Source organism: Janthinobacterium sp. PC23-8 (genome assembly GCF_002250505.1).
Lineage (GTDB): Bacteria > Pseudomonadota > Gammaproteobacteria > Burkholderiales > Burkholderiaceae_D > Janthinobacterium.
The window spans coordinates 3,442,717-3,464,588 of the sequence record NZ_NJGY01000001.1; the positions used below are offsets into that span (position 1 = coordinate 3,442,717).

The 21,872-nt window shown below is 63.6% G+C and carries 18 protein-coding genes; 16 read left to right on the forward strand and 2 right to left on the reverse strand.

Annotation, left to right across the window (positions count from 1 at the left end):
- Nucleotides 1-8 precede the first annotated feature (8 nt).
- From CD932_RS14915 to CD932_RS14970, 12 genes are all read left to right on the forward strand, one after another.
- The gene (locus CD932_RS14915; protein ID WP_094443655.1) at nucleotides 9-1,532 is read left to right on the forward strand and encodes a UDP-N-acetylmuramoyl-L-alanyl-D-glutamate--2,6-diaminopimelate ligase; all 1,524 of its coding nucleotides are present in this window, start codon (nucleotides 9-11) and stop codon (nucleotides 1,530-1,532) included.
- Nucleotides 1,532-2,977 carry a UDP-N-acetylmuramoyl-tripeptide--D-alanyl-D-alanine ligase gene (murF, locus tag CD932_RS14920; RefSeq protein ID WP_094443316.1) on the forward strand — a complete coding sequence of 482 codons (1,446 nt, stop codon included), beginning with the start codon at nucleotides 1,532-1,534 and terminating at the stop codon, nucleotides 2,975-2,977. Before CD932_RS14915 ends, murF begins: the two co-directional genes overlap by 1 nt.
- Nucleotides 2,978-2,979: 2 nt before the next feature.
- On the forward strand, nucleotides 2,980-4,155 hold the full coding sequence (gene mraY / locus CD932_RS14925) for a phospho-N-acetylmuramoyl-pentapeptide-transferase (RefSeq protein WP_094443317.1): 1,176 nt from the start codon (nucleotides 2,980-2,982) through the stop codon (nucleotides 4,153-4,155).
- The gene (gene murD / locus CD932_RS14930) at nucleotides 4,155-5,699 is read left to right on the forward strand and encodes a UDP-N-acetylmuramoyl-L-alanine--D-glutamate ligase (protein ID WP_094443318.1); all 1,545 of its coding nucleotides are present in this window, start codon (nucleotides 4,155-4,157) and stop codon (nucleotides 5,697-5,699) included. The genes mraY and murD overlap by 1 nt, the downstream gene beginning before the upstream one ends.
- Entirely contained in the window at nucleotides 5,699-6,910 is a 1,212-nt protein-coding gene (gene ftsW / locus CD932_RS14935; RefSeq protein ID WP_094443319.1) for a putative lipid II flippase FtsW, read from the forward strand. Before murD ends, ftsW begins: the two co-directional genes overlap by 1 nt.
- Complete coding sequence (murG, locus tag CD932_RS14940; protein ID WP_254926588.1) at nucleotides 6,907-7,998, forward strand: undecaprenyldiphospho-muramoylpentapeptide beta-N-acetylglucosaminyltransferase; 1,092 nt, start codon at nucleotides 6,907-6,909, stop codon at nucleotides 7,996-7,998. The genes ftsW and murG overlap by 4 nt, the downstream gene beginning before the upstream one ends.
- Nucleotides 7,999-8,008: 10 nt before the next feature.
- Entirely contained in the window at nucleotides 8,009-9,412 is a 1,404-nt protein-coding gene (murC, locus tag CD932_RS14945) for a UDP-N-acetylmuramate--L-alanine ligase (protein WP_094443320.1), read from the forward strand.
- A 1-nt stretch (nucleotide 9,413) separates the two neighbouring features.
- Nucleotides 9,414-10,382 carry a D-alanine--D-alanine ligase gene (locus tag CD932_RS14950; RefSeq protein ID WP_094443321.1) on the forward strand — a complete coding sequence of 323 codons (969 nt, stop codon included), beginning with the start codon at nucleotides 9,414-9,416 and terminating at the stop codon, nucleotides 10,380-10,382.
- A gap of 1 nt (nucleotide 10,383) precedes the next feature.
- On the forward strand, nucleotides 10,384-11,202 hold the full coding sequence (locus CD932_RS14955; RefSeq protein WP_094443322.1) for a cell division protein FtsQ/DivIB: 819 nt from the start codon (nucleotides 10,384-10,386) through the stop codon (nucleotides 11,200-11,202).
- Between the two features lie 73 nt (nucleotides 11,203-11,275).
- Complete coding sequence (ftsA, locus tag CD932_RS14960; protein WP_094443323.1) at nucleotides 11,276-12,508, forward strand: cell division protein FtsA; 1,233 nt, start codon at nucleotides 11,276-11,278, stop codon at nucleotides 12,506-12,508.
- Between the two features lie 149 nt (nucleotides 12,509-12,657).
- Entirely contained in the window at nucleotides 12,658-13,866 is a 1,209-nt protein-coding gene (gene ftsZ / locus CD932_RS14965) for a cell division protein FtsZ (RefSeq protein WP_094443324.1), read from the forward strand.
- Nucleotides 13,867-14,033: 167 nt separating this feature from the next.
- Nucleotides 14,034-14,540, forward strand: a complete 507-nt coding sequence (locus CD932_RS14970; RefSeq protein ID WP_094443325.1) for a peroxiredoxin — start codon at nucleotides 14,034-14,036, stop codon at nucleotides 14,538-14,540.
- A 45-nt stretch (nucleotides 14,541-14,585) separates the two neighbouring features.
- On the opposite strand, the gene CD932_RS14975 is transcribed toward CD932_RS14970, so the two are convergent.
- A complete protein-coding gene (locus CD932_RS14975) occupies nucleotides 14,586-15,353 on the reverse strand; it encodes a class I SAM-dependent methyltransferase (protein ID WP_094443326.1) in 768 nt (255 codons plus the stop codon).
- Nucleotides 15,354-15,456: 103 nt separating this feature from the next.
- On the opposite strand from CD932_RS14975, the gene CD932_RS14980 reads away from it, so the two are divergent.
- The 3 genes from CD932_RS14980 to lpxC all read left to right on the forward strand — a co-directional run bounded on the left by CD932_RS14980 (nucleotide 15,457) and on the right by lpxC (nucleotide 18,252).
- The gene (locus CD932_RS14980) at nucleotides 15,457-16,266 is read left to right on the forward strand and encodes a helix-turn-helix transcriptional regulator (protein ID WP_094443327.1); all 810 of its coding nucleotides are present in this window, start codon (nucleotides 15,457-15,459) and stop codon (nucleotides 16,264-16,266) included.
- Between the two features lie 147 nt (nucleotides 16,267-16,413).
- Entirely contained in the window at nucleotides 16,414-17,256 is an 843-nt protein-coding gene (locus CD932_RS14985; protein ID WP_094443657.1) for a DMT family transporter, read from the forward strand.
- A gap of 60 nt (nucleotides 17,257-17,316) precedes the next feature.
- Complete coding sequence (gene lpxC / locus CD932_RS14990) at nucleotides 17,317-18,252, forward strand: UDP-3-O-acyl-N-acetylglucosamine deacetylase (protein WP_094443328.1); 936 nt, start codon at nucleotides 17,317-17,319, stop codon at nucleotides 18,250-18,252.
- A 1-nt stretch (nucleotide 18,253) separates the two neighbouring features.
- Here the strand turns inward: lpxC and CD932_RS14995 are convergent, their stop codons facing one another.
- Nucleotides 18,254-18,763 carry a DciA family protein gene (locus tag CD932_RS14995; protein WP_094443329.1) on the reverse strand — a complete coding sequence of 170 codons (510 nt, stop codon included), beginning with the start codon at nucleotides 18,761-18,763 and terminating at the stop codon, nucleotides 18,254-18,256.
- Nucleotides 18,764-19,037: 274 nt separating this feature from the next.
- Between CD932_RS14995 and secA the strand changes: the two genes are divergently transcribed.
- The gene (gene secA, locus CD932_RS15000) at nucleotides 19,038-21,809 is read left to right on the forward strand and encodes a preprotein translocase subunit SecA (RefSeq protein ID WP_094443330.1); all 2,772 of its coding nucleotides are present in this window, start codon (nucleotides 19,038-19,040) and stop codon (nucleotides 21,807-21,809) included.
- Nucleotides 21,810-21,872: the final 63 nt, after the last annotated feature.

A 21,872-nucleotide genomic window follows, 5' to 3' on the forward strand; every position in this document is an offset into this window, starting at 1 on the left:
AGCTGCTCATGACCATACAAGATATCAGTTCGTGGATAGCCGCTGCCGCCCCGGGCGCGCAGCTGACATCCGACTCCCGCCGCGTGCGGCGCGGCGATGTGTTTTTCGCCTATGCCGGCGCGAGCCGCTTCATCGAGGCGGCCGTCAAGCTGGGCGCGGCCGCCATCGTGCATGACGACGCCGACGGCGACGTCACGCTGGAGGTGCACAATTTGACTGTGCCTTTGCTGGCCGTACCCGACCTGAAACGCCAGGCCGGCCCGATAGCGCACACCTATTACGGCATGCCCGACCGTGCCATGTTCAGTGCCGGCGTGACCGGCACCAACGGCAAGACCTCGTGCGCGCTGTGGCTGGCGCAAGCCCTGGCGCGCCTGGGCGAGACTTCCTCCGTGATCGGGACCTTGGGCGTGGGCCTGTGCAAGGCACGCGGCGAGATCGATTTCGACGTCACCGGCTACACCACGCCCGACGCCGTGCTGCTGGCCAGGAAACTGGCGGTGCTGCGCGACGCTGGCGCGCAAGCGGTGGCCATCGAAGTGTCGTCGATCGGCCTGGACCAGGACCGCGCGGCCGGCATGCATTTCGATGTGGCGATGTTTACCAACCTGACGCGCGACCACCTCGACTACCATGGCGACATGGCGGCCTACGAGGCGGCGAAAGTGAAACTGTTCGACTGGCCGGGCTTGACAACGGCGGTGATCAACCTCGACGACGCCATGGGCCAGCGCCTGGCCGCGCACGTGGCGGGCAAGCCCAAGGGTGACATTCCCGTCATCGGCTACACCTTGCAGGATGCGGCCAGCGTGCCCGAGCGGCCGGGTGTGTTGACGCTGCGCGCCAGCCAGTTCCGCAGCCGTAACGCCGGCACCGACTTCCAGCTCGAATGCGGCATGGGCACGGCGCCGGTGAAAACCCGGCTGGTGGGCCACTTCAATATCAGCAATGCGCTGGCCGTGCTGGGCGCCTTGCTGGCCCATGGCGTGCCGTTGCGCGCGGCGCTCGACACGATCGAAGCCTTGCTGCCGGCGCCGGGCCGCATGCAGCAGGTCGGCGGCCAGGACGCGCCGATGATCGTCATCGATTATGCGCATACGCCCGATGCGTTGGAAAAAACCCTGGCCGCCTTGCGCCAGGTGGCGCAGGACCGCGGCGGCGCGCTGTGGTGCGTGTTCGGCTGCGGCGGCGACCGCGATCCGGGCAAGCGCCCGCAGATGGGCGCCATCGCCCAGCAGGCCGACCATGTGCTGGTGACCAGCGACAATCCGCGCAGCGAAGATCCGCACGCCATCATCGAACAGATCGTCGCCGGCATGCGCCAGGACGGCCCGCAGCCGCAGGCGATCGAAGACCGCGCCGCCGCCATCCTGTCGGCCATCAAGCACGCCGCCAAGCCGGATGTGATCCTGCTGGCCGGCAAGGGCCATGAACCGTACCAGGAAATCAAGGGCAAGAAGCTGCCGTTTTCCGACGCCGATCATGCGCAGCTGGCGCTGTCGGCGCGCCTGACCATGATGAGGACCAATTGATGGAGCAGACCGTGCACGCCACACTTGCACAAGTGCTGCCAGTACTGGCATCGGCCGGCGCGCGCCTGCTTGGCCGTCTCGACACGCCGTTTGCGGGCGTATCGACCGACAGCCGCCAGGCCGGCAACGGCGCGCTGTTCGTCGCCTTGCGCGGCGAACGTTTCGACGCCCACGATTTCCTGACGGACGTGGCGCGCCAGGGCGTGGCGGCGGTGATCGTCGAAGCCCTGCCCGAGGGCTGGGACGCGAGCCAGGTCGCCGCCATCGTGGTGCCCGATACCCTGGTGGCGCTGGGGCGCATCGCCAACTTCTGGCGCCGCCAGTTCGACCTGCCGGTGATCGGCGTGACCGGCAGCAATGGCAAGACCACGGTCAAGGAAATGCTGTCGTCCATCCTGGCCGCCGCCCACGGCGAGCAGGACCGCCTGGCCACGCGCGGCAACCTGAATAATGAGATCGGCGTGCCGCTGACCTTGTTCCGCCTGGCTGCCCATCATGACGCGGCCGTGATCGAGATGGGCATGAACCATCCGGGCGAAATCGCGCGCCTGGCGGCGATTGCCGAGCCGACCGTGGCGATGGTCAACAACGCCCAGCGCGAACACCAGGAATTCATGCATACGGTGGAGGCGGTGGCGCGCGAGAACGGCGCCGTGCTGGCCGCCTTGCCGCCGGATGGCGTGGCCGTGTTTCCGCATGGCGACGAATTTACGCCCTTGTGGCAGGAACTTGCCAGCACGCGCCGCGTGATCCGCTTCGGCCTGTCGAAAGACGCCGAAGTCAGCTGCACCCACCGCGTGGCCGAAGCGTTTGGCAGCGACATGTTCGTCAGCGTGCGTGACGGGCAGGGCGGCGTGCAGCAGTTCTTTGTCGGCCTGCAGGCGGCCGGCGAGCATAACGTCAGGAACGCGCTGGCGGCCATCGCCTGCGCAGTCGGCGCCGGCGTAAAACTGGACGCCATCAGGCAGGGGCTGGAAGCGTTCGCGCCGGTGGCCGGGCGCCTGCAGCAAAAGCGAGCGATGAATGGCGCCACCGTCATCGACGACACCTACAACGCCAATCCCGATTCGGCGCGCGCCGCCATCGACGTGCTGGCGCAAGCCGGCGCGCCGCGTATCCTGGTGCTGGGCGAAATGGGTGAAGTGGGCACGCAAGGACAGCAATTCCACGAAGAGATCGGCGCCTACGCCGCCGCCAAAGGCATCGAACACGTGCTGGCGACGGGCGGCCTGGCGCGCCATATGGTCGCCTCTGTCAATGCGGCGCAGTCAGGCACGGTCGTGGAATATTTCGAACAATTCGACGGTTTGCTGGCGGCGCTCGATGCGCTGCTGGTAGCTCGTCCGGATGCAACAGTATTGATCAAGGGCTCCCGTTTCATGAAGATGGAACGGGCCGTGCAGCATTTGATTGGTTCAAACAAAAACAACAAGGAAGCTCACTAATCATGCTGCTCTGGCTCGCTCATTATTTCCAGGACGACATTGGCCCATTGCGGGTCTTTAACTTCATCACCTTTCGCGCCGTCTTCGCCACCCTGACCGCCATCCTGATCGGCCTGTTTGCCGGTCCTGCCGTGATCCGCATGCTCACGCGCCTGAAGGTCGGCCAGGCCGTGCGTACCGATGGTCCGCAAACGCATCTGAAAAAACACGGCACGCCCACCATGGGCGGCGTGCTGATCCTGATCGCCATCGGCACCTCCACCCTGCTGTGGTGCGACCTGTCGAACCGCTTTATCTGGCCGGTGCTGATCGTCACGCTGGGTTTTGGCGCCATCGGCTGGGCCGACGACTACCGCAAGGTGGTGCACCAGGACCCGGAAGGCATGCGCTCGCGCGAAAAATACTTCTGGCAGTCGCTGATCGGCCTGGCCGCCGCCTTCTACCTGGCGTTCTCGGTGTCGATTTCCGAGCCGAACGCGGGCCAGGTCTGGAATCTGATCTACGCCTGGGTGCAGTCCGGCTTTGCCATGGACCTGCCGCCCAAGGCCGACCTGATCGTGCCGTTCTTTAAAACCATCAGCTATCCGCTGGGCGTATGGGGGTTTATCGCCCTGACTTACTGCGTGATCGTCGGCACCAGCAACGCCGTCAATTTCACCGACGGCCTCGACGGTCTGGCCATCATGCCCACCGTGATGGTGGGCACGGCGCTGGGCCTGTTTGCCTACCTGACCGGCAACGCCACCTATGCGCGCTACCTGTTTATCCCGCATATTCCGGGCGCCGGCGAACTGGTGATCTTCTGCGGCGCGCTGGCCGGTTCCGGCCTGGCCTTCCTCTGGTATAACACCCACCCCGCCAAAGTGTTCATGGGCGACGTCGGCGCGCTGGCCCTGGGCGGCGCCCTGGGCACCGTCGCCGTCATCGTGCGCCAGGAAATCGTGCTGTTCATCATGGGCGGCATCTTCGTGGTCGAAACGCTGTCGGTGATCATCCAGGTGGCGTGGTTCAAATACACCAAGAAGCGCTATGGCGTGGGCCGCCGCGTATTTTTGATGGCGCCGCTGCACCACCATTTTGAACAAAAAGGCTGGAAGGAAACGCAGGTTGTCGTGCGTTTCTGGATCATCACCATGATGCTGGTGCTGCTCGGCCTGACCACCTTGAAGCTGCGCTGATGAACTACGCCAATCAAACCGCACTGGTACTGGGACTCGGCGAGTCCGGCCTGGCCATGGCCCTGTGGCTGGCCCGCTGCGGCGCTCAAGTGCGCGTGGCCGACACCCGCGAAGCGCCGGAACGCCTGGCCGCCCTGCGCGAGGCAGTGCCCGATGCGCAGTTCATCGCCGGTCGATTCACCGCTGAACTGCTGGACAGCGTCGACTTTGTCGCCGTCAGCCCCGGCCTGGCGCCGCAGCGCGAACTGGCGCACATCGCGCCAGCCGCAGCGGAAAATAATATCCCCGTATGGGGCGAGATCGAACTGTTCGCCCAGGCGCTGGCCGCGCTGAAAACAGAGCGCGGCTATGCGCCGAAAATCGTCGCCATTACCGGCACCAACGGCAAGACTACCGTCACCAGCCTGGTCGGCCTGTTGTGCGAACGGGCGGGCCTGTCCACGCGCGTGGCCGGCAATATCAGCCCGGCCGCGCTGGACGTGCTGCGCGAGGTGCTCGATGCCGAGCCGGCGCCAGTTGCAGCCGATCTCGCCGAGCCCGTCGCCAGCACCCTGCCGCAGGCGTGGATACTGGAATTGTCGAGCTTTCAGCTGCACACCACCTTCAGCCTGCAGGCCGATGCGGCCACCGTGTTGAATCTGTCGCAGGATCACCTGGACTGGCATGGCGACATGGCCGCCTACGCGCTGGACAAGGCGCGCATCTTCGGCGAGCACACCGTGCGCGTGCTCAACCGCGACGATGCGTTTGTCATGCGCATGAAGCATGCCCTGGTCGATAGCGTGACATTTGGCACCAGCGAACCCCAGGAAGCCGACAGCTTTGGCCTGGTCAACGAGCGCGGTGTCTACTGGCTGGCGCAAGCCGTGCCGAGCGAAGAAGTGATCGAGAAAAAACGCAGGAAAAACGATCCGGCGCCCGAACCGGTGCCGACCATGGCGAAAAAACTGATGCCGGCCGACGCCCTGAAAATCCGTGGCCAGCACAATGCCTCGAATGCACTGGCCGCGCTGGCCCTGTGCCGCGCCATTGGCCTGCCGTTCGCGCCGCTGCTGCATGGCTTGCGCGAATACCAGGGCGAGCCGCACCGGGTGGAGCTGGTCACGGCGGTGGGCGAGGTCGAGTATTACGACGACAGCAAGGGCACCAATGTGGGTGCCACGGTGGCGGCCATCAATGGCCTGGGCAAGGCGTTTGGCGGCGCGGAGCAGCGCCTGGTGCTGATCGCCGGCGGCGACGGCAAGGGCCAGGATTTCTCGCCGCTGGCCGAACCGGTGTCGCGCCATGTGCGCGCCGTGCTGCTGATCGGGCGCGATGCGCCGGCGCTGCGTGCGGCACTGGAGCCTTCGGGTGTCGGCCTGTTCGACTGCGCCAGCTTGCCCGATGCGGTCAAACAGGCGTCCATCCTGGCCCAGCCAGGCGACGCGGTGCTGCTGTCGCCCGCTTGCGCCAGCCTGGACATGTTCAAGAACTATGCGCACCGCGCGCAGGTGTTTGTCGACGCCGTGCGCGACATCGCCTTGGACAACGGACAGGATCTCTGATGGCCTTCCAGCTGCCATTCGGTTTCGGTTCCGGCTCGGCTGCCAAGCCGCTGGACGGTCGCGTGCGGCAGTCGAAGATGATGGACTACGACCAGCCCCTGATCTGGGTGGTGCTGCTGTTGATGCTGCTGGGCATGGTGATGGTGTATTCGGCCTCGATCTCGCTGTCGGACGCACGCAAGTTCGCCGCCTACACCAACAATTATTTCGTCGTGCGCCAGGCGTTGTTCATCGGCATCTCGATCATCGCCAGCGCGGTGGTGTTCCGTATCCGCGTCGCCACCTGGCAAAAGATGGCCCCGTGGCTGTTCATCGGCACCCTGGTGCTGCTGGTGATGGTGCTCATTCCTGGCCTGGGCGTGTCGGTCAACGGCGGGCGCCGCTGGCTGAACCTGCCGGGCCTGCGGCCGCAGCCGTCCGAACTGATGAAGGTGGTGATGGTGCTGTACGCGGCCGACTATACGGTGCGCAAGCAGGAATACATGCACAAGCTGACCAAGGGCTTCATGCCGATGGCGCTGGCCGTCAGTTTCGTTGGCTTGCTGCTGCTGATGGAGCCTGACCTGGGCGCTTTTGGCGTGATCGTCTGCATCGCCATGGGCATTCTGTTCCTGGGGGGCGTGAACGCCATCTGGTTCGGCGGCATCGGCGCCATGCTGACGGCGATTTTCGTCACCATCATCGCGCTGTCGAAATTCCGCCGCGAGCGTTTCTTCGCCTATCTGGACCCGTGGCAGGAAGACAATGCGCTCAACAAGGCCTACCAGCTGACACACTCGCTGATCGCCTTTGGCCGCGGCGAACTGTTTGGCGTGGGCCTGGGCGGCAGCGTGGAAAAGCTCCATTACCTGCCCGAGGCGCACACCGACTTTTTGCTGGCCGTGATCGGCGAGGAACTGGGCCTGGTGGGCGTGTTGATCGTGATCGGCATGTTCTACTGGATTATCAAGCGCGCCTTCGACATCGGCCGCCAGGCGATCGCCATCGACCAGACCTTTGCCGGCCTGACTGCCAAGGGCATCGCCATCTGGATCGGCGTGCAGACCTTTATCAACATGGGTGTGAACCTGGGCCTGTTGCCGACCAAGGGCCTGACCCTGCCTCTGATGAGCTATGGCGGCACGGGCGTCCTGATCAACTGTATCGGCCTGGCGATCCTGCTGCGCATCGATTATGAAAACCGGATCCTGATGCGCGGGGGCCGGCTATGACGACTGCAAACAACTTGAAGACGAAAAAACTGATGATCATGGCGGCCGGCACCGGCGGCCATATATTCCCCGGCCTGGCGATCGCGCAAACCATGCGTGCGCGCGGCTGGGAAGTGAGCTGGCTGGGTACGACCCACGGCATGGAGCAGGAGCTGGTGCCGAAAAGCGGCATTCCCATGGATGCCATCGCATTTTCCGGCATGCGCGGCAAAGGCCTGGGCCATACCGTCAAGGGCGGCTTTAAGATGATCGCCAGCCTGTTTGCCATCCGTGGTTTCCTGTCGCGCCGCAAGCCCGACGTGGTGATGGGCATGGGCGGCTATGTCACGGTGCCTGGCGGCCTGGTGGCGCGTTTGTGCGGCGTGCCGCTGGTACTGGTCAATGCCGATGCGGCATTGCTGCTGTCGAACAAGACACTGCTTCCGCTGGCACAGCAGGTATGCTTCGGCTTCCCTGCGCAGTTTGGCGCCGCGGCCAGCAAGGCGGTCGTCACCGGCAACCCGGTGCGCGCCGAAATTCTGGCGATGGCGCCGCCGGCGGCGCGCTTTGAACACCGCAGCGGCCCCTTGCGCATCCTGGTGGTGGGCGGCAGCCTGGGCGCCAGGGCGCTGAACGACAATCTGCCGGCCGCGCTGGCATTGATGCCGGAAGCCGCACGGCCTTTGGTGACGCACCAGTCGGGCAAGAAGAATATCGACGCCCTGCGCGCCTCGTATGCGGCAGCGGGCGTGACGGCCAATGTGGTCGACTTTATCGACGACATGGCCGGGGCCTATGCGGCGGCCGACCTGGTGATCTGCCGCGCCGGCGCCATCACCTTGTCGGAGCTGACGGCGGCCGGCGTGGCCAGCGTGCTGGTGCCGCTGGTGGCCTCGACTACCAGCCACCAGCGCAATAACGCGCAATGGATGGCGCAGCAGGGCGCGGCGATTCATTTGCCGCAGACCGAAATGAATCCGGCGTCACTGAGCGCGATGCTGGCGTCGCTTGGCCGCGACAGCTGCCAGCAGATGGCGCAGGCGGCGCTGGCGGCAGGCAAGCGCGACGCCAATGAGGCGATCGCACACGTATTGGAGCAATTGGCATGAGGTTAGTTCTGTGAAGCATAAAGTAAACAATATCCACTTTGTCGGCATCGGCGGCAGCGGCATGAGCGGCATCGCCGAAGTGCTGGTCAACCTCGGCTACAAGGTGTCGGGTTCTGACCTGGGCAGCAATGCGGCGACGCAGCGCCTGGCCAGCCTGGGCGCGACCGTCATGCTGGGCCATGCGGCGGAAAACATCGGCGACGCCGACGCGGTGGTGACCTCGGGTGCGGTGCCGCAAGATAATCCCGAAGTGGCCGCTGCGCGTGCGCGCAAGATCCCTTTGGTGCCGCGCGCCGTGATGCTGGGCGAATTGATGCGCCTCAAACGCGGTATCGCGATTGCCGGCACCCACGGCAAGACCACCACCACCAGCCTGGTCGCCTCGGTGCTGGCGCAGGGCGGCCTCGATCCCACTTTCGTGATCGGCGGCCGCCTCACCAGCGCCGGCGCCAACGCCAAACTGGGCTCTGGCGACTACCTGGTGGCCGAAGCGGACGAATCGGACGCCTCGTTTTTGAACCTGACGCCGATGATCGAAGTCATCACCAATATCGATGCAGATCACATGGACACCTACGAGCACGATTTTGAAAAGCTCAAGCAGGCTTTCGTGCAGTTCACGCACCGCCTGCCGTTCTACGGCCGCGCCATGCTGTGCGTGGACGATCCGCACGTGCGCGCCATTATTCCGTTCGTCACCAAGCCGGTCACCACCTACGGTTTTGCGCAAGACGCCGAAGTGCGCGCCATCAATGCGCGCGCCGTCGGCCTGGAAATGCATTTCACGGTGCTGCAGGAAGGCTATCCCGATCTCGACGTGGTGCTGAACCAGCCCGGCATGCACAATGTGCAGAACGCCTGTTCGGCCATTGCGATCGCGCGCGAGATCGGCATTGCCGACAGCGCCACCCAGCAGGGTCTGGCGGAGTTTTCCGGCGTGGGCCGGCGCTTCACGCGCTATGGCGACGTGGCGCTGCCCAACGGCGGCAGCTTTGCGCTGGTTGACGATTTCGGCCACCATCCGGTGGAAACGGAAGTCACGCTGGCCGCCGCGCGCGCCGCGTATCCGGGCCGCCGCCTGGTGCTGGCCTTCCAGCCGCACCGCTACAGCCGCACGCGCGACCTGTTCGAAGATTTCGTCAAGGTGCTCGGCGCGCCCGACGTGCTGCTGCTGTCGGAAGTGTATGCGGCCGGCGAAGCGCCGATCGTCGCCGCCGACGGCCGTTCGCTGGCCCATGCGCTGCGCGCGCGCGGCAAGATCGAACCGATTTTCGTCGAGTCGATGCAGGACATGGCCGACACCATCATGAGCGTGGCGCGCGACGGCGACGTGGTGCTGACCATGGGTGCGGGCTCGATCAGCGGCATCCCGCAACAACTGACAACCTATACAACCAACACTGCAAAGGCCTGACGTGAACGCAGCTTCAGCTATCGATGTGAAACAATTGGGCAAGGTCGGCGTGCTGTTCGGCGGCCGCTCGGCCGAGCGCGAAGTGTCGCTGATGTCGGGCGCCGGCGTGCTGGCCGCCTTGCAAAGCCGTGGCGTCGACGCGCATGGCTTCGACACGGGCGAGCGTTCGCTGGCCGAGCTGGCCGCTGAACAATTTGACCGCGTCTTCATTGCGCTGCATGGCCGCTTCGGCGAAGACGGCAGCTTGCAAGGCGCACTGGAGCAACTGGGCATTGCGTACACCGGCAGCGGCGTGATGGCCTGCTCGGTTGGCATGGACAAGGTCTATACCAAGATGATCTGGCTGATGCACCAGCTGCCGACGCCGAAGTACGCGGTGCTCGACGACAGCTCCGACCTGGCGCAGGTAGCAGCTGAACTGGGCCTGCCTTTGATCGTCAAGCCGCCGCACGAGGGTTCGAGCATCGGCATCACCACCGTGCGTGAGGCGTCGGCTTTCCAGGCCGCCTACAACATCGCCGCCGGTCTCGATGATTGCGTGCTGGTCGAGCAATTCATTACCGGCCGCGAATTTACCGTCGCGATCCTGGGCCAGGGCGCCACGGCGCGCGCGCTGCCGCCGATCGAGATCGTCGCGCCGCAAGGCAATTACGACTACCAGAACAAATACTTCACGGATGTGACCCAGTATTTCTGCCCGCCCAAGCTCGACCCGGCGATTCTGGCCGAAATGGAGCGCATCGCGCTGGCCGCCTACCGCGCGCTGGGCTGCGAAGGCTGGGGAAGGGTCGATGTACTGATGCGCAATGCCGACAGTGCGCTGTTCCTGCTCGAGGTGAACACCTCGCCCGGCATGACGAGCCACTCGCTGGTGCCGATGGCGGCGCGCGCGGTGGGCGTCAGCTATGAAGACCTGTGCCTGGAAATCGTCGCTTCGGCACGTCTGAAAATCAAGCAGGGACAGCGCTGACATGTGGCACGACGCTAAAAGCCTCAATACGACCGCCAACGGCCTGATGGCCTTTGTCCTGGTCGTGTGCGTGGCCGCCGGCGTGTGGTGGGTGTCGCAGCGCCCGATGTTCGACCTGCGCACCATCAAGGTGGAAAGCGTCGAGGCGAAGGGACTGCGCCACGTGAATTACCTGACCCTGCGCGCCGGCACGCAGAACCGCATCAAGGGCAATTTCTTCACCAGTAACCTCGACAGCGTGCGCGGCGTGTTCGAATCGGTACCGTGGGTGCGCCGCGCCAGCGTGCGCCGCGAGTGGCCGAACCAGCTGATCGTGTCGCTGGAAGAACACGAGGCGCTCGGCACCTGGGGCGAGGATGGGCGGCTGCTGTCGGTCAAGGGCGATGTGTTTACCGCCAACGTGGCCGAAGCCGAGGACGATCATGAGTTGCCCGCGTTTTCAGGCCCGGACGGCAGCGAGAAGGACGTGCTGGCGACCTATGTGAACCTGGCAAAATGGTTTGCGCCGCTGAAGATGGCGCCAGCAGCGCTGTCGCTGTCGAGCCGCTATGCGTGGACCGTCAAGCTGAACAACGGCATGAGCGTGGCGCTGGGGCGCGAACAGAATCACACGATACTGAAGGCGCGCGTCGACCGGCTGGTGGGGATTTACCCGCAGCTGGCCAGCCGCCTGGACAATATCGACACCATCGACATGCGCTACCAGAATGGCCTGGCCCTGAGTTCGGCCGGACTGGTGATACCGGCCGAAGGCAAGGATGGCCGGCCGGCGCCGGCCATCAGGAAGAAAACCAGCAGTGCGACCAAGAAACCCGCTTGACTGAATAATCAGTGAAGCAAGCAAGTAATTAACCAAATAATTTAGCAATAGCCCAAAAAATTAGGCGACAGAAATGACAAAAGACGCGAAAAACCTGATCGTCGGCCTCGACATCGGCACCTCGAAAGTGGTGGCGGTGGTGGCCGAAGTGATGTCCGACGGACGCCACGAAGTGATCGGGCTGGGCCAGCACGAATCGAAAGGCCTGAAAAAAGGCGTGGTCGTCAATATCGAGGCGACGGTGGAATCGATACAGCGCGCGCTCGAGGAAGCCGAGCTGATGGCCGACTGCAAGATCCGCAACGTGTACGCCGGCATCGCGGGCAGCCATATCCGCAGTTTCAACTCGAGCGGCATGGTGGCCATCAAGGACAAGGAGGTGACGGCCACCGACGTGGCGCGCGTCATCGAGACGGCGAAAGCGGTTAACATTCCGACCGACCAGCAATTGCTGCATACGGTGCCACAGGAATTCATCGTCGATAGCCAGGAAGATGTGCGCGAGCCGATCGGCATGAGCGGCATCCGCCTGGAGGTCAAGGTGCATATCGTGACCGGGGCCGTGTCGGCCGTGCAGAACATCGTCAAGTGCGTGCGCCGCTGCGGCCTGGAAGTGTCGGACCTGATCTTGCAGCCGATGGCTTCGGCCGACGCGGTACTGACTGCGGATGAAAAAGAGCTGGGCGTGGTCCTGATCGACATCGGCGGCGGTACCACCGACGTGGCGGTGTTTTCCGATGGCGCGATCCGCCATACGGCAGTGATCCCGATTGCCGGCGACCAGATCACCAACGACATCGCGATGGCCCTGCGCACCCCGACCGCGGAAGCGGAAGAGATCAAGATCCGCTACGGCGTGGCCAAGCAGGTGCTGGCCGATCCGGGCGAATCGCTGGAAGTGCCGGGCCTGGGCGACCGTGGTCCGCGCAACCTGTCGCGCCAGGCGCTGGCGGCCGTGATCGAGCCGCGGGTGGAAGAGCTGTTCGCCATGGTGCACCAGGTGGTGCGCGAGTCGGGCTACGAAGGCGTGCTGTCGTCGGGCATCGTGCTGACCGGTGGTACCTCCATCATGCCCGGCATGGTGGAAATGGCGGAAGACATCTTTTTGAAACCGGCGCGCCTGGGCACGCCGGAGTATCGCGGCCAGCTGGCCGACGTGGTGCGCAGTCCGCGCTACGCGACCGTGCTGGGACTACTGCTGGAAGCGAAAAAGCAATACCTGCGCGGGCATATCGTGACGCGTCAGGATGGCTCCGTGAAGGCAGTCTGGCAGCGCATGAAGGAATGGTTTTTAGGGAATTTTTAACAGCCTGCGGTGACCCGGCAAGACAGGTTTTTTGGCGGCGGCGCAGGTACACACAACTTATTTTACATTTAACCGCAGTTTTCAATCTCCAGCTCTCCTGACTAAATGAGGCCTGGCGCTTGGAAACCGCATTCTGATAGGAGCACATCATGGAGTTCGATATGGTCGATAACACAGCTTTAGGTACCGTCATCAAGGTAGTCGGCGTCGGCGGTGCGGGTGGAAATGCAGTGCAACACATGATCAACAAAGGCATGCAGGGCGTGGAGTTCATTGCCGCCAATACCGACGCTCAAGCCCTGTCGACGTCCAAGGCGCACAACATCATCCAGATCGGCGATACTGGCCTGGGCGCCGGGATGAAGCCGGCCGTCGGCCGCCAGCTGGCCGAGGAATCGCGTGCGCGCATCGCCGATTCGCTGCGCGGCGCGCACATGGTGTTCATTGCCGCCGGCATGGGTGGCGGCACCGGCACGGGCGCCGCGCCCATCGTCGCCGAAGTGGCCAAGGAACTGGGCGCGCTGACGGTGGCCGTGGTGTCCAAGCCTTTCTCGTACGAAGGCCAGAAGTGCATGGACATCGCCGACGAAGGCCTGGAGCAGCTGTCCTTGCACGTCGATTCCCTGATCATCATCCTGAACGAAAAACTGGAAGAGATCTACGAAGACGAAAGCATGCTTGAATGGATGCAGCACGCCGACGATGTGCTCAACAACGCGGTGGCCGGCATTGCCGAGATCATCAACGTGCCGGGCCATATCAACGTCGACTTCAACGACGTGAAAACCATCATGGGCGAGCAGGGCAAGGCCATGATGGGCACCGCTACCGCTTCCGGCGTGGACCGTGCGCGCATCGCGGCCGAACAGGCGGTCGCTTCACCACTGCTGGATGGCATTGATCTGTCCGGCGCGCGCGGCGTGCTGGTCAACGTCACGGCCAGCCGTGGCCTGAAGGGCAAGGAGATCAAGGAAGTCATGGCGGCCGTGCGCGCCTTTGCCGCACCGGATGCGTCGATCGCGCAAGGCATCGCCTACGACGACGCCATGGGCGACGATATCCGCGTCACCGTGGTGGCGACCGGCCTGGGCCGCGCCAAGAAAAACATCCAGCTGGTACCGCAGCAAGTGCTGCGCACCGGTACCCACAACAGCCCCCTGACCCCATCGGCCGCCATGGGCGGCGCGCAAACGGTGGCCGCCAGCGCCGGCGTGGCCACGCCAGCGGCCGGCTTTGACGGCATGAAGGCGCCCGCCGTCTGGCGCCGCGAGACCGCCTCAGAGCAGGTGCGCGCGATGGAAAAGAACGGCATGGAGACGTATGACATCCCGGCGTTCCTGCGCAAACAGGCAGATTGATCAGCACGCCAGACTGATGCAAGCGGCGGCCTGCGGGTCGCCGTTTTTTTGATATCAGGCTTTGCTTTCAGGGGGGATTTCTGCACAAATGCGGCAAGTCAGGCATACTGTCGCGCAGTACCGGCTGACGGCCGGCTTTCCCCAATACCGTATAAAAAGGAGTCACCATGACGATCAAGATCGGCGATACCCTGCCCGAAGGCACCCTGGCTGAATTTATCGAAACCGCAACCGAAGGCTGCGCGCTGGGACCGAACACGTTCAACGTGCAGGACCTGGCCAAGGGCAAGAAGATCGCCATTTTCGGCCTGCCAGGCGCGTTCACGCCGACTTGCTCGGCACAGCACGTGCCGGGTTATGTGCAGCATGCCGAGGCCCTGAAAGCGGCCGGCGTCGATGAAATCTGGTGCATCTCCGTCAACGACGCGTTCGTGATGGGCGCCTGGGGCCGTGACCAGAAGGCCACCGGCATCGTGCGCATGATGGGCGACGGCAATGCCGACTACAGCCGCGCCCTGGGCCTGGACGCCGATTTCTCCAAGCACGGGATGGGCACGCGCTCGCAGCGCTACTCGCTGCTGGCCGACAACGGCGTGGTGACGCAACTGAACATCGAGCAGGGCGGCAAGTTTGAAGTATCGAATGCCGAGACCTTGCTGGGCCAGCTGAAATAATAGTGCTGTCCGCTGAAAAAATGGCGCCTTTGCAGGCGCCGTTTTTTATTGCACCACCGGTTTCGTCGCCTCGAACATGGCCGCGTCGATATCGAAGGAGTAATCATCCTGCAGCGCAAAGTACTGGCGCGCTTCTTCGGGCGCCGCGTCGAACAGGTTGCGGATGGCGGCGATGCGCTCGCCTGGCGTGCGCATGCGCGCCACCCATTCGTCAAATTGCATGGTCAGCTTCCACACGCTGCGCAAGCTGTGCGTGAAACCCGCATGGTTGAACTTGGCGCCCCATTCGCAGGTCCGGTAGTCGCGCACATGCGAGCCGTCGCGCAGCAGTTCCACCGCCTGCAAGGTGGTGTCGTACAGGGCGGTCTTCGGCGCCACGATATCGACCACCAATAAAATGCCGTTCGGGCGCAGCACGCGCCAGCTTTCCGCCAGGGCGGCTGCCACATCGCCCCAGTGGTGGGCCGAAAAGCGCGTGACGACCATGTCGAAGCTGGCGTCGGCAAACGGCAGCCTGGCCACGTCGCCTCGCCGCGTGCGGATATTGTCCAGGCCGCGCTGCACTTTCGCATGTTCTACCACGTCGAGCATCGGCTGCGCCAGGTCGTAGGCCACCACCGAGGCGGCCACCGGCGCGATGGCAAAGCTGGCGTGGCCGGCGCCGCAACCGAGGTCCAGCACTTCGGGGCGGCCATGGCGGCGCGCCGCTTCCTGCATCAGCACCAGGTCCGCGCCCTGCGCGTGGATGGCGCTGCTGAGGTAGGCGCTGGCGGTCTTGCCGAACTGCGCGGTAATGACATCGTGCTGTTGCATGGTTTGCTCCTTGAGTGTTGGTGTACAGGCAGAATAGTCCTCGTTTTATCCTGTAACAAGACAAGAAGTTATACTGGTATATTGACTACTACCCAGGAACGCCATGTCGCACAAGCTTGCCGAATTCATCCGCGCCCGGCGCGAAGCCGTCACCCCCGCCATGGCCGGCCTGCCCGGTGGCGGGCGACGCCGCACGCCGGGCCTGCGCCGCGAAGAGCTGGCGCAGTTGTGCGAGGTCAGTCCCACCTGGCTGACCTGGCTGGAGCAGGGCAGGCCGGTATCGGCATCAAGCAGGATGCTGGCGCGCCTGGCGCAGGTGCTGCGACTGAGCGCGGCCGAGCGCGCATATCTGTTCGACGTGGCCGACAAGGCCGACCCCGAGCATGGCGAGGCCGCAGGCGGCGGCGCGGCCTCAAGCGAACTGGCGGCCATCGTGGCCGCCATCGATGCGCCGGCCTATCTGCTGGACCGGCAGTGGAATGCGCTGGCCTGGAATGCGCAGGCGGCGGCCCTGTTTGCCGGCTGGCTCGATGCTCCGCACGCCGAGGACGAGGCCTGCAAGCAGCTGCCGAATCTGCTGCACTTCATGTTCCTGTCGCCGCAGGCGCGCACGCTGATCGCCGGCTGGCCCGAGCGCGCGCAGCGCCTGGTGGCCGAGTTTCGCGCCGACGTGGGCCGCCATGCCGACCAGGCGCCGCTGGCCGGCCTGATCGCGGAACTGGCCGGCGCCAGCGTGGAGTTCTGCCAGTGGTGGGGCGCGCAGCAGGTGCTGGGCCGCGACGGCGGACTGCGCCGCTTCCAGCATCCGCTGCAGGGAGCTTTGAGCTTCAATCAGGTGACCTTGCACCTGGCGCGCCAGCATGAGGTCAAACTGGTGATGCTGTTGCCGGTGTTGTCAGCCTCGTCAGCCTGACAAGTGCGCTTGCTATAATCCGGGCGACCGTGCGCTGCGCCGCAACCGCCGCCGGTCCTGGCTCCGGCTGTCGCCATGATGACGGTTTCTCTCCTGCCAGGAGTTGTTTTGCCTTCCCATAATCCCAATCTGCGCAGCATCTATGCGATGCTGGCCGCCGCCGGCCTGTTTTCGCTGATGGATACAGCGATGAAGCTGCTGTCCGAAATCTATCCCGCGATGCAGGTAACGGCCTTGCGCGCCCTGTCGTCCTTGCCGCTGGTATGCCTGTATCTGCTGTACCGGGGCGCCTTCAAAAACCTGTTGCAAGTGCGCTGGCCGCTGCACTGTTTGCGCGGCGCGCTCGGTGTCGCCATGCTTACCCTGTTCGCCTATGGCCTGAAACGCCTGTCGCTGGCCGAAGCGTATTCGCTGTTTTTTATCGCGCCGCTGTTGATCACGGCGCTGTCGGTGTTGATCCTGAAAGAGCGGGTCGACCTGGCGCGCTGGTGCGCGATCGCCGTCGGCCTCGGCGGCGTGCTGGTGGTGCTGCGTCCGCAAGGCGGCGACTTCCTGTCGCTGGCCGGACTGGCCGTGCTGGGCGCGGCCGCCTGCTATGCCGTCTCGGCCATTACGGGCCGCATCCTCAGCCGCAGCGACGCCAGCGAAAGCATGGTGTTCTGGCTGATGGTCATGATGGCGGCCGGCGGCGTGGCGCTGTCGTACCATGAGTGGGTGGCGATCCGGCGCGAGGACTGGCTGTTGCTGGCCGGCCTGTCGGTCAGCGGCTTTCTGGGCCAGCTGGCGATCACGGAAGCGTTTCGTAGTGGTAAGGCGTCCAGCGTGGCGCCGTTCGAATATTCGGCCCTGGCCTGGGGCATGGGCCTGGACTGGCTGCTGTGGCGCACCTTGCCTGACGAATATACGATGCTGGGCGCGGCCATCATCATTGCCAGCGGCATCTATCTGGTGCGCAAGGAGGCGGTGCATGTGGAAAGCGAGCATCCTTGAGTCGCCGAGCAAATCTTTTGCCTGCCAGCATTTTAGGCTGCAACTGGATATAATCTGGGAATGTTAAAACAACGCACCATCCAACAATCGATCCGCACCGTCGGCGTCGGTTTGCACTCCGGCACCAAGGTCGAGCTGACCCTGAGTCCGGCCGCCATCGACACGGGCATCGTGTTTCGCCGCATCGACCTGGTGCCGGCGGTGGAGTTTCCCGCCAGTGCCATGGCGGTCGGCGATACGCGCATGGCGTCCGTGCTGATCAAGGACGGCGCGCGCGTGTCGACCGTGGAACACCTGATGTCGGCCGCGGCCGGTCTCGGCATCGACAATATGGTGATCGACGTGAATGCGGAAGAAATTCCCATCATGGACGGTTCCGCCTCGTCGTTCGTGTTCCTGCTGCAACAAGCTGGCGTGGAAGAGCAGGCGGCGGCCAAGAAATTCATCAAGGTGATCAAGCCGGTCGAAGTGCGTCACGGCACGGGCGCGGCCGAAAAATGGGCGCGCCTGTCGCCCTACGACGGCTTCAAGCTGGATTTTTTCATCGAATTCAACCATCCGGCCGTGGACGGCACCATGCAGCGCGCCTCGGTCGACTTTGGCGACGTGTCGTACATTCACGACGTGGCGCGCGCGCGCACCTTCGGCTTCATGCAGGACGTGGAAAGCCTGCGCGGCATGGGCCTGGCCCGTGGCGGCTCGCTGGAAAACGCCATCGTGATGGATGAATACCGCATCCTGAACGCCGATGGCTTGCGCTATGAAGACGAATTCGTGCGCCACAAGATCCTCGACGCGATTGGCGACCTGTATCTGGTGGGCCATCCGCTGCTGGCCTATTACACGGCCCATAAATCGGGCCATGCGCTGAACAACCAGCTGCTGCTGGCGCTGCTGGAGCAGCCGGAGTCATACGAGATCGTCTCGTTTGCCACCAATGCAGCGGCGCCGCAATCCTATCTGCGCCAAATGGAGCGCGAGTGGTCTTTGACCTGAGTCAGTCCCTCGGTTCGCGGTGATGACGCACTAGTGTGCGCAGCGCCGCGATCAGCTGATCGTTCTGTTTCGACGCCGGCAGCGCCGTGCTCAGCTCTTCCAGCGCCGACATGGCTTTTTCGGGCAGCACCAGGGCGCGCGTGTGGACGATGGGCGCGATGCTCCTGATCACTTGCACCTTGAGCTTGATGCCGGCGATCTGCCAGCCCTTTCTTTCCAGTTCTCCCTGCAGTTTCGGCAGTTGCTGCCTGAGCTTGGCCGCCAGCGCCGCGTTGGGCGTGGCCAGCACCAGCTGGCCCGCTTCGAATTGCAGGATATCGCAGTGTTCGAACATGGCGGGCAGGGCTTTGGCGCAATCTTTTTGCAGGGCGGCCAGGCGCTTGACGGTGGGCATCAGGGACGCCATCGTCGCGTTGCCGCGCAAGAAGTCGGTCGCGCCCGTGACTGGCGGGCCGGAGCGGGCAAAGCCGTAGCTGCGGCGCGGTGCCGGCGAGTAAGTGGGATTTCGCATGGCCGAAACATAGCACACTCGCCCGCGCATGGCGAGGGCGGCAGCCGCCGCTGATGGCGCCATCCATGCGCCATCATGCACAGACAATGTCGGCAATTTCCCGTGATTGTTTGTCTTAAAGCTATTGTTATATAGTGCATGATCCCAACCTTGGGGGGAACGCATGATAAAATCATCGTCTTTTGCCATAGTCGAACTCCGTGCGGTCACGCGATGGTCACCTCGCTGTCAGCTACCGAGCTTTTTTTAACGGCGTTTTTTCAAGAATTCAAGCATGTCATTACTGACCCAGATTTTCGGTAGCCGCAACCAGCGGCTGCTCAAGCAATACCAAAAAACGGTACGCGAGATCAACGCGCTCGAGCCGGTCATCGAAAAGCTGTCGGATGCCGAGCTGCAAGCGAAGACGCCTGCCTTCAAGGAACGCATTGCCGCTGGCGAGTCGCTCGACGCGCTGCTGCCGGAAGCGTTTGCCGTCTGCCGCGAAGCGTCCAAGCGCGTGCTGCGCATGCGCCACTTCGACGTGCAGATGATCGGTGGCATGGTCCTGCACTATGGCAAGATCGCCGAGATGGGCACGGGCGAGGGCAAGACCCTGATGGCAACTCTGCCAGCCTACCTGAACGCCCTGTCGGGCAAGGGCGTGCATATCGTCACCGTCAATGATTACCTGGCACAGCGCGACGCCGAGACCATGGGCCGCCTGTACGCCTGGCTGGGCCTGTCAACGGGCGTGAACATGTCGCAGATGGAGCACAGCGCCAAGCAGCAGGCCTACAACTCCGACATCACCTACGGCACCAACAACGAATTCGGTTTCGACTTCCTGCGCGACAATATGGTGTACGAAGCGCGCGACCGCGTGCAGCGCACGCTGAACTTCGGCATCGTCGATGAAGTCGACTCGATCCTGATCGATGAAGCGCGCACGCCGTTGATCATTTCCGGCCAGGCCGAGAGCCACACCGATCTGTACCAGAAGATCAATCAAGTGCCAGGTTTGCTGACCTTGCAGATCGGCGAAGAAACGCCGGACGGCAAGGGCAAGGTCGACGTGCCGGGCGACTACACCAAGGATGAAAAAGCGCACCAGGTGCTGTTGACCGAAGCCGGCCACGAAAAGGCCGAGCGCATCATGACCGAACTGGGCCTGCTGCCCGAAGGCGCCTCGCTGTACGATTCGGCCAATATCTCGCTGGTGCACCACATGTATGCGGCGCTGCGCGCCCATGCGCTGTACTTCAAGGATCAGCACTATGTGGTGCAGAACAAGGAAGTGGTGATCGTCGATGAATTCACGGGCCGCCTGATGACGGGCCGCCGCTGGTCCGATGGCCTGCACCAGGCCGTCGAAGCGAAAGAAGGCGTCAACATCCAGAACGAGAACCAGACCCTGGCCTCGATCACCTTCCAGAACTATTTCCGCATGTACGCCAAGCTGGCCGGCATGACCGGTACGGCCGATACCGAAGCCTACGAATTCCAGGAGATCTACGGCCTGGAAACGGTGGTGATTCCGCAAAACCGTCCGCTGCAGCGCAAGGACCGCCAGGACCAGGTGTATAAATCGTCGGCGGAAAAATACAATGCGATGCTGATCGATATCCGCGACTGCTACGAGCGCGGCCAGCCGGTGCTGGTCGGCACCACCTCGATCGAGAACTCGGAACTGTTGTCCGGCATCCTCGAGAAAGCCAAGCTGCCGCACAATGTGCTCAACGCCAAGCAGCATGCGCGCGAAGCGGAAATCATCGCCCAGGCAGGCCGTCCGAAAGCCATCACGATTGCCACCAACATGGCCGGTCGCGGTACTGACATCGTGTTGGGCGGTAACGTCGAAAACCAGATCAAATTCATCGAAGCGAACGCGGAGCTTGCCGACGCCGACAAGGCCGGCCAGTCGCAAAAGCTGCGCGATGAATGGCAGTCGCTGCACGACCACGTGGTGGGTGCGGGCGGCCTGCACATCATCGGCACCGAGCGCCATGAATCGCGCCGCGTCGACAATCAATTGCGTGGCCGCGCCGGCCGCCAGGGCGATCCGGGTTCGTCGCGCTTCTACCTGTCGCTCGACGACGCGCTGCTGCGCATCTTCGCCGGCGACCGCGTGCGCGCCGTGATGGACCGCCTGAAAATGCCGGAAGGCGAACCGATCGAAGCGGGCATCGTCTCGCGCTCGATCGAATCGGCCCAGCGCAAGGTGGAAGCGCGCAACTTCGACATCCGCAAGCAATTGCTGGAATACGATGATGTCGCCAACGACCAGCGCAAGGTGATCTACCAGCAGCGTAACGAGCTGCTGGAAACGACCGATATCTCGGAAATGATCGCCTCCCTGCGCCACGGCGTGTTCACCGAACTGGTGCACGCTTACGTGCCGCAGGAATCGGTCGAAGAGCAGTGGGACATCAAGGGCCTGGAAGCGGTGCTGGCCAGCGAGTGGCAGCTCGACATGCCGCTGCAGCAGTTGCTTGAAGCCGATGCGACCCTGACGGACGAAGAGATCGCCGAAAAAGTGCTGCTGGCGGCCGATGCCGTGTACCAGTCGAAGATCGATATCGTCGGCAAGGAATCGTTCGGCGGCTTCGAGCGCAATGTCATGCTGCAAAGCGTGGACAGCCACTGGCGTGAACACCTGGCCGCGCTGGACCACCTGCGCCAGGGTATCCACCTGCGCGGTTATGCGCAGAAGAACCCGAAACAGGAATACAAGCGCGAAGCGTTTGAACTGTTCGGCCAGATGCTCGACATGATCAAGAACGACGTCACCAAACACGTGATGACGGTACGCATCCAGTCGCGCGAGGAAGTCGATGCGGCCGAAGCGGCGATGCAGCAGTCGCACGTGGAAAACGTGCACTACCAGCATGCCGATTTCGATCCGAACGCCGCGCCCGAAGAACTGCTGGCGCCGACCGCCACCAACAGCGGCGACCAGTACGTCGACGACATGAGCGTGAGCATGGGCGTCAAGGTCGGCCGCAACGACCCATGCCCTTGCGGCAGCGGCAAGAAGTACAAGGCGTGCCATGGGAAACTGGCCTGAGGCGGTTTGACAGCCTGAACAAGAACGGAGACTGCGGTCTCCGTTTTTTATGGGTACAAGGAA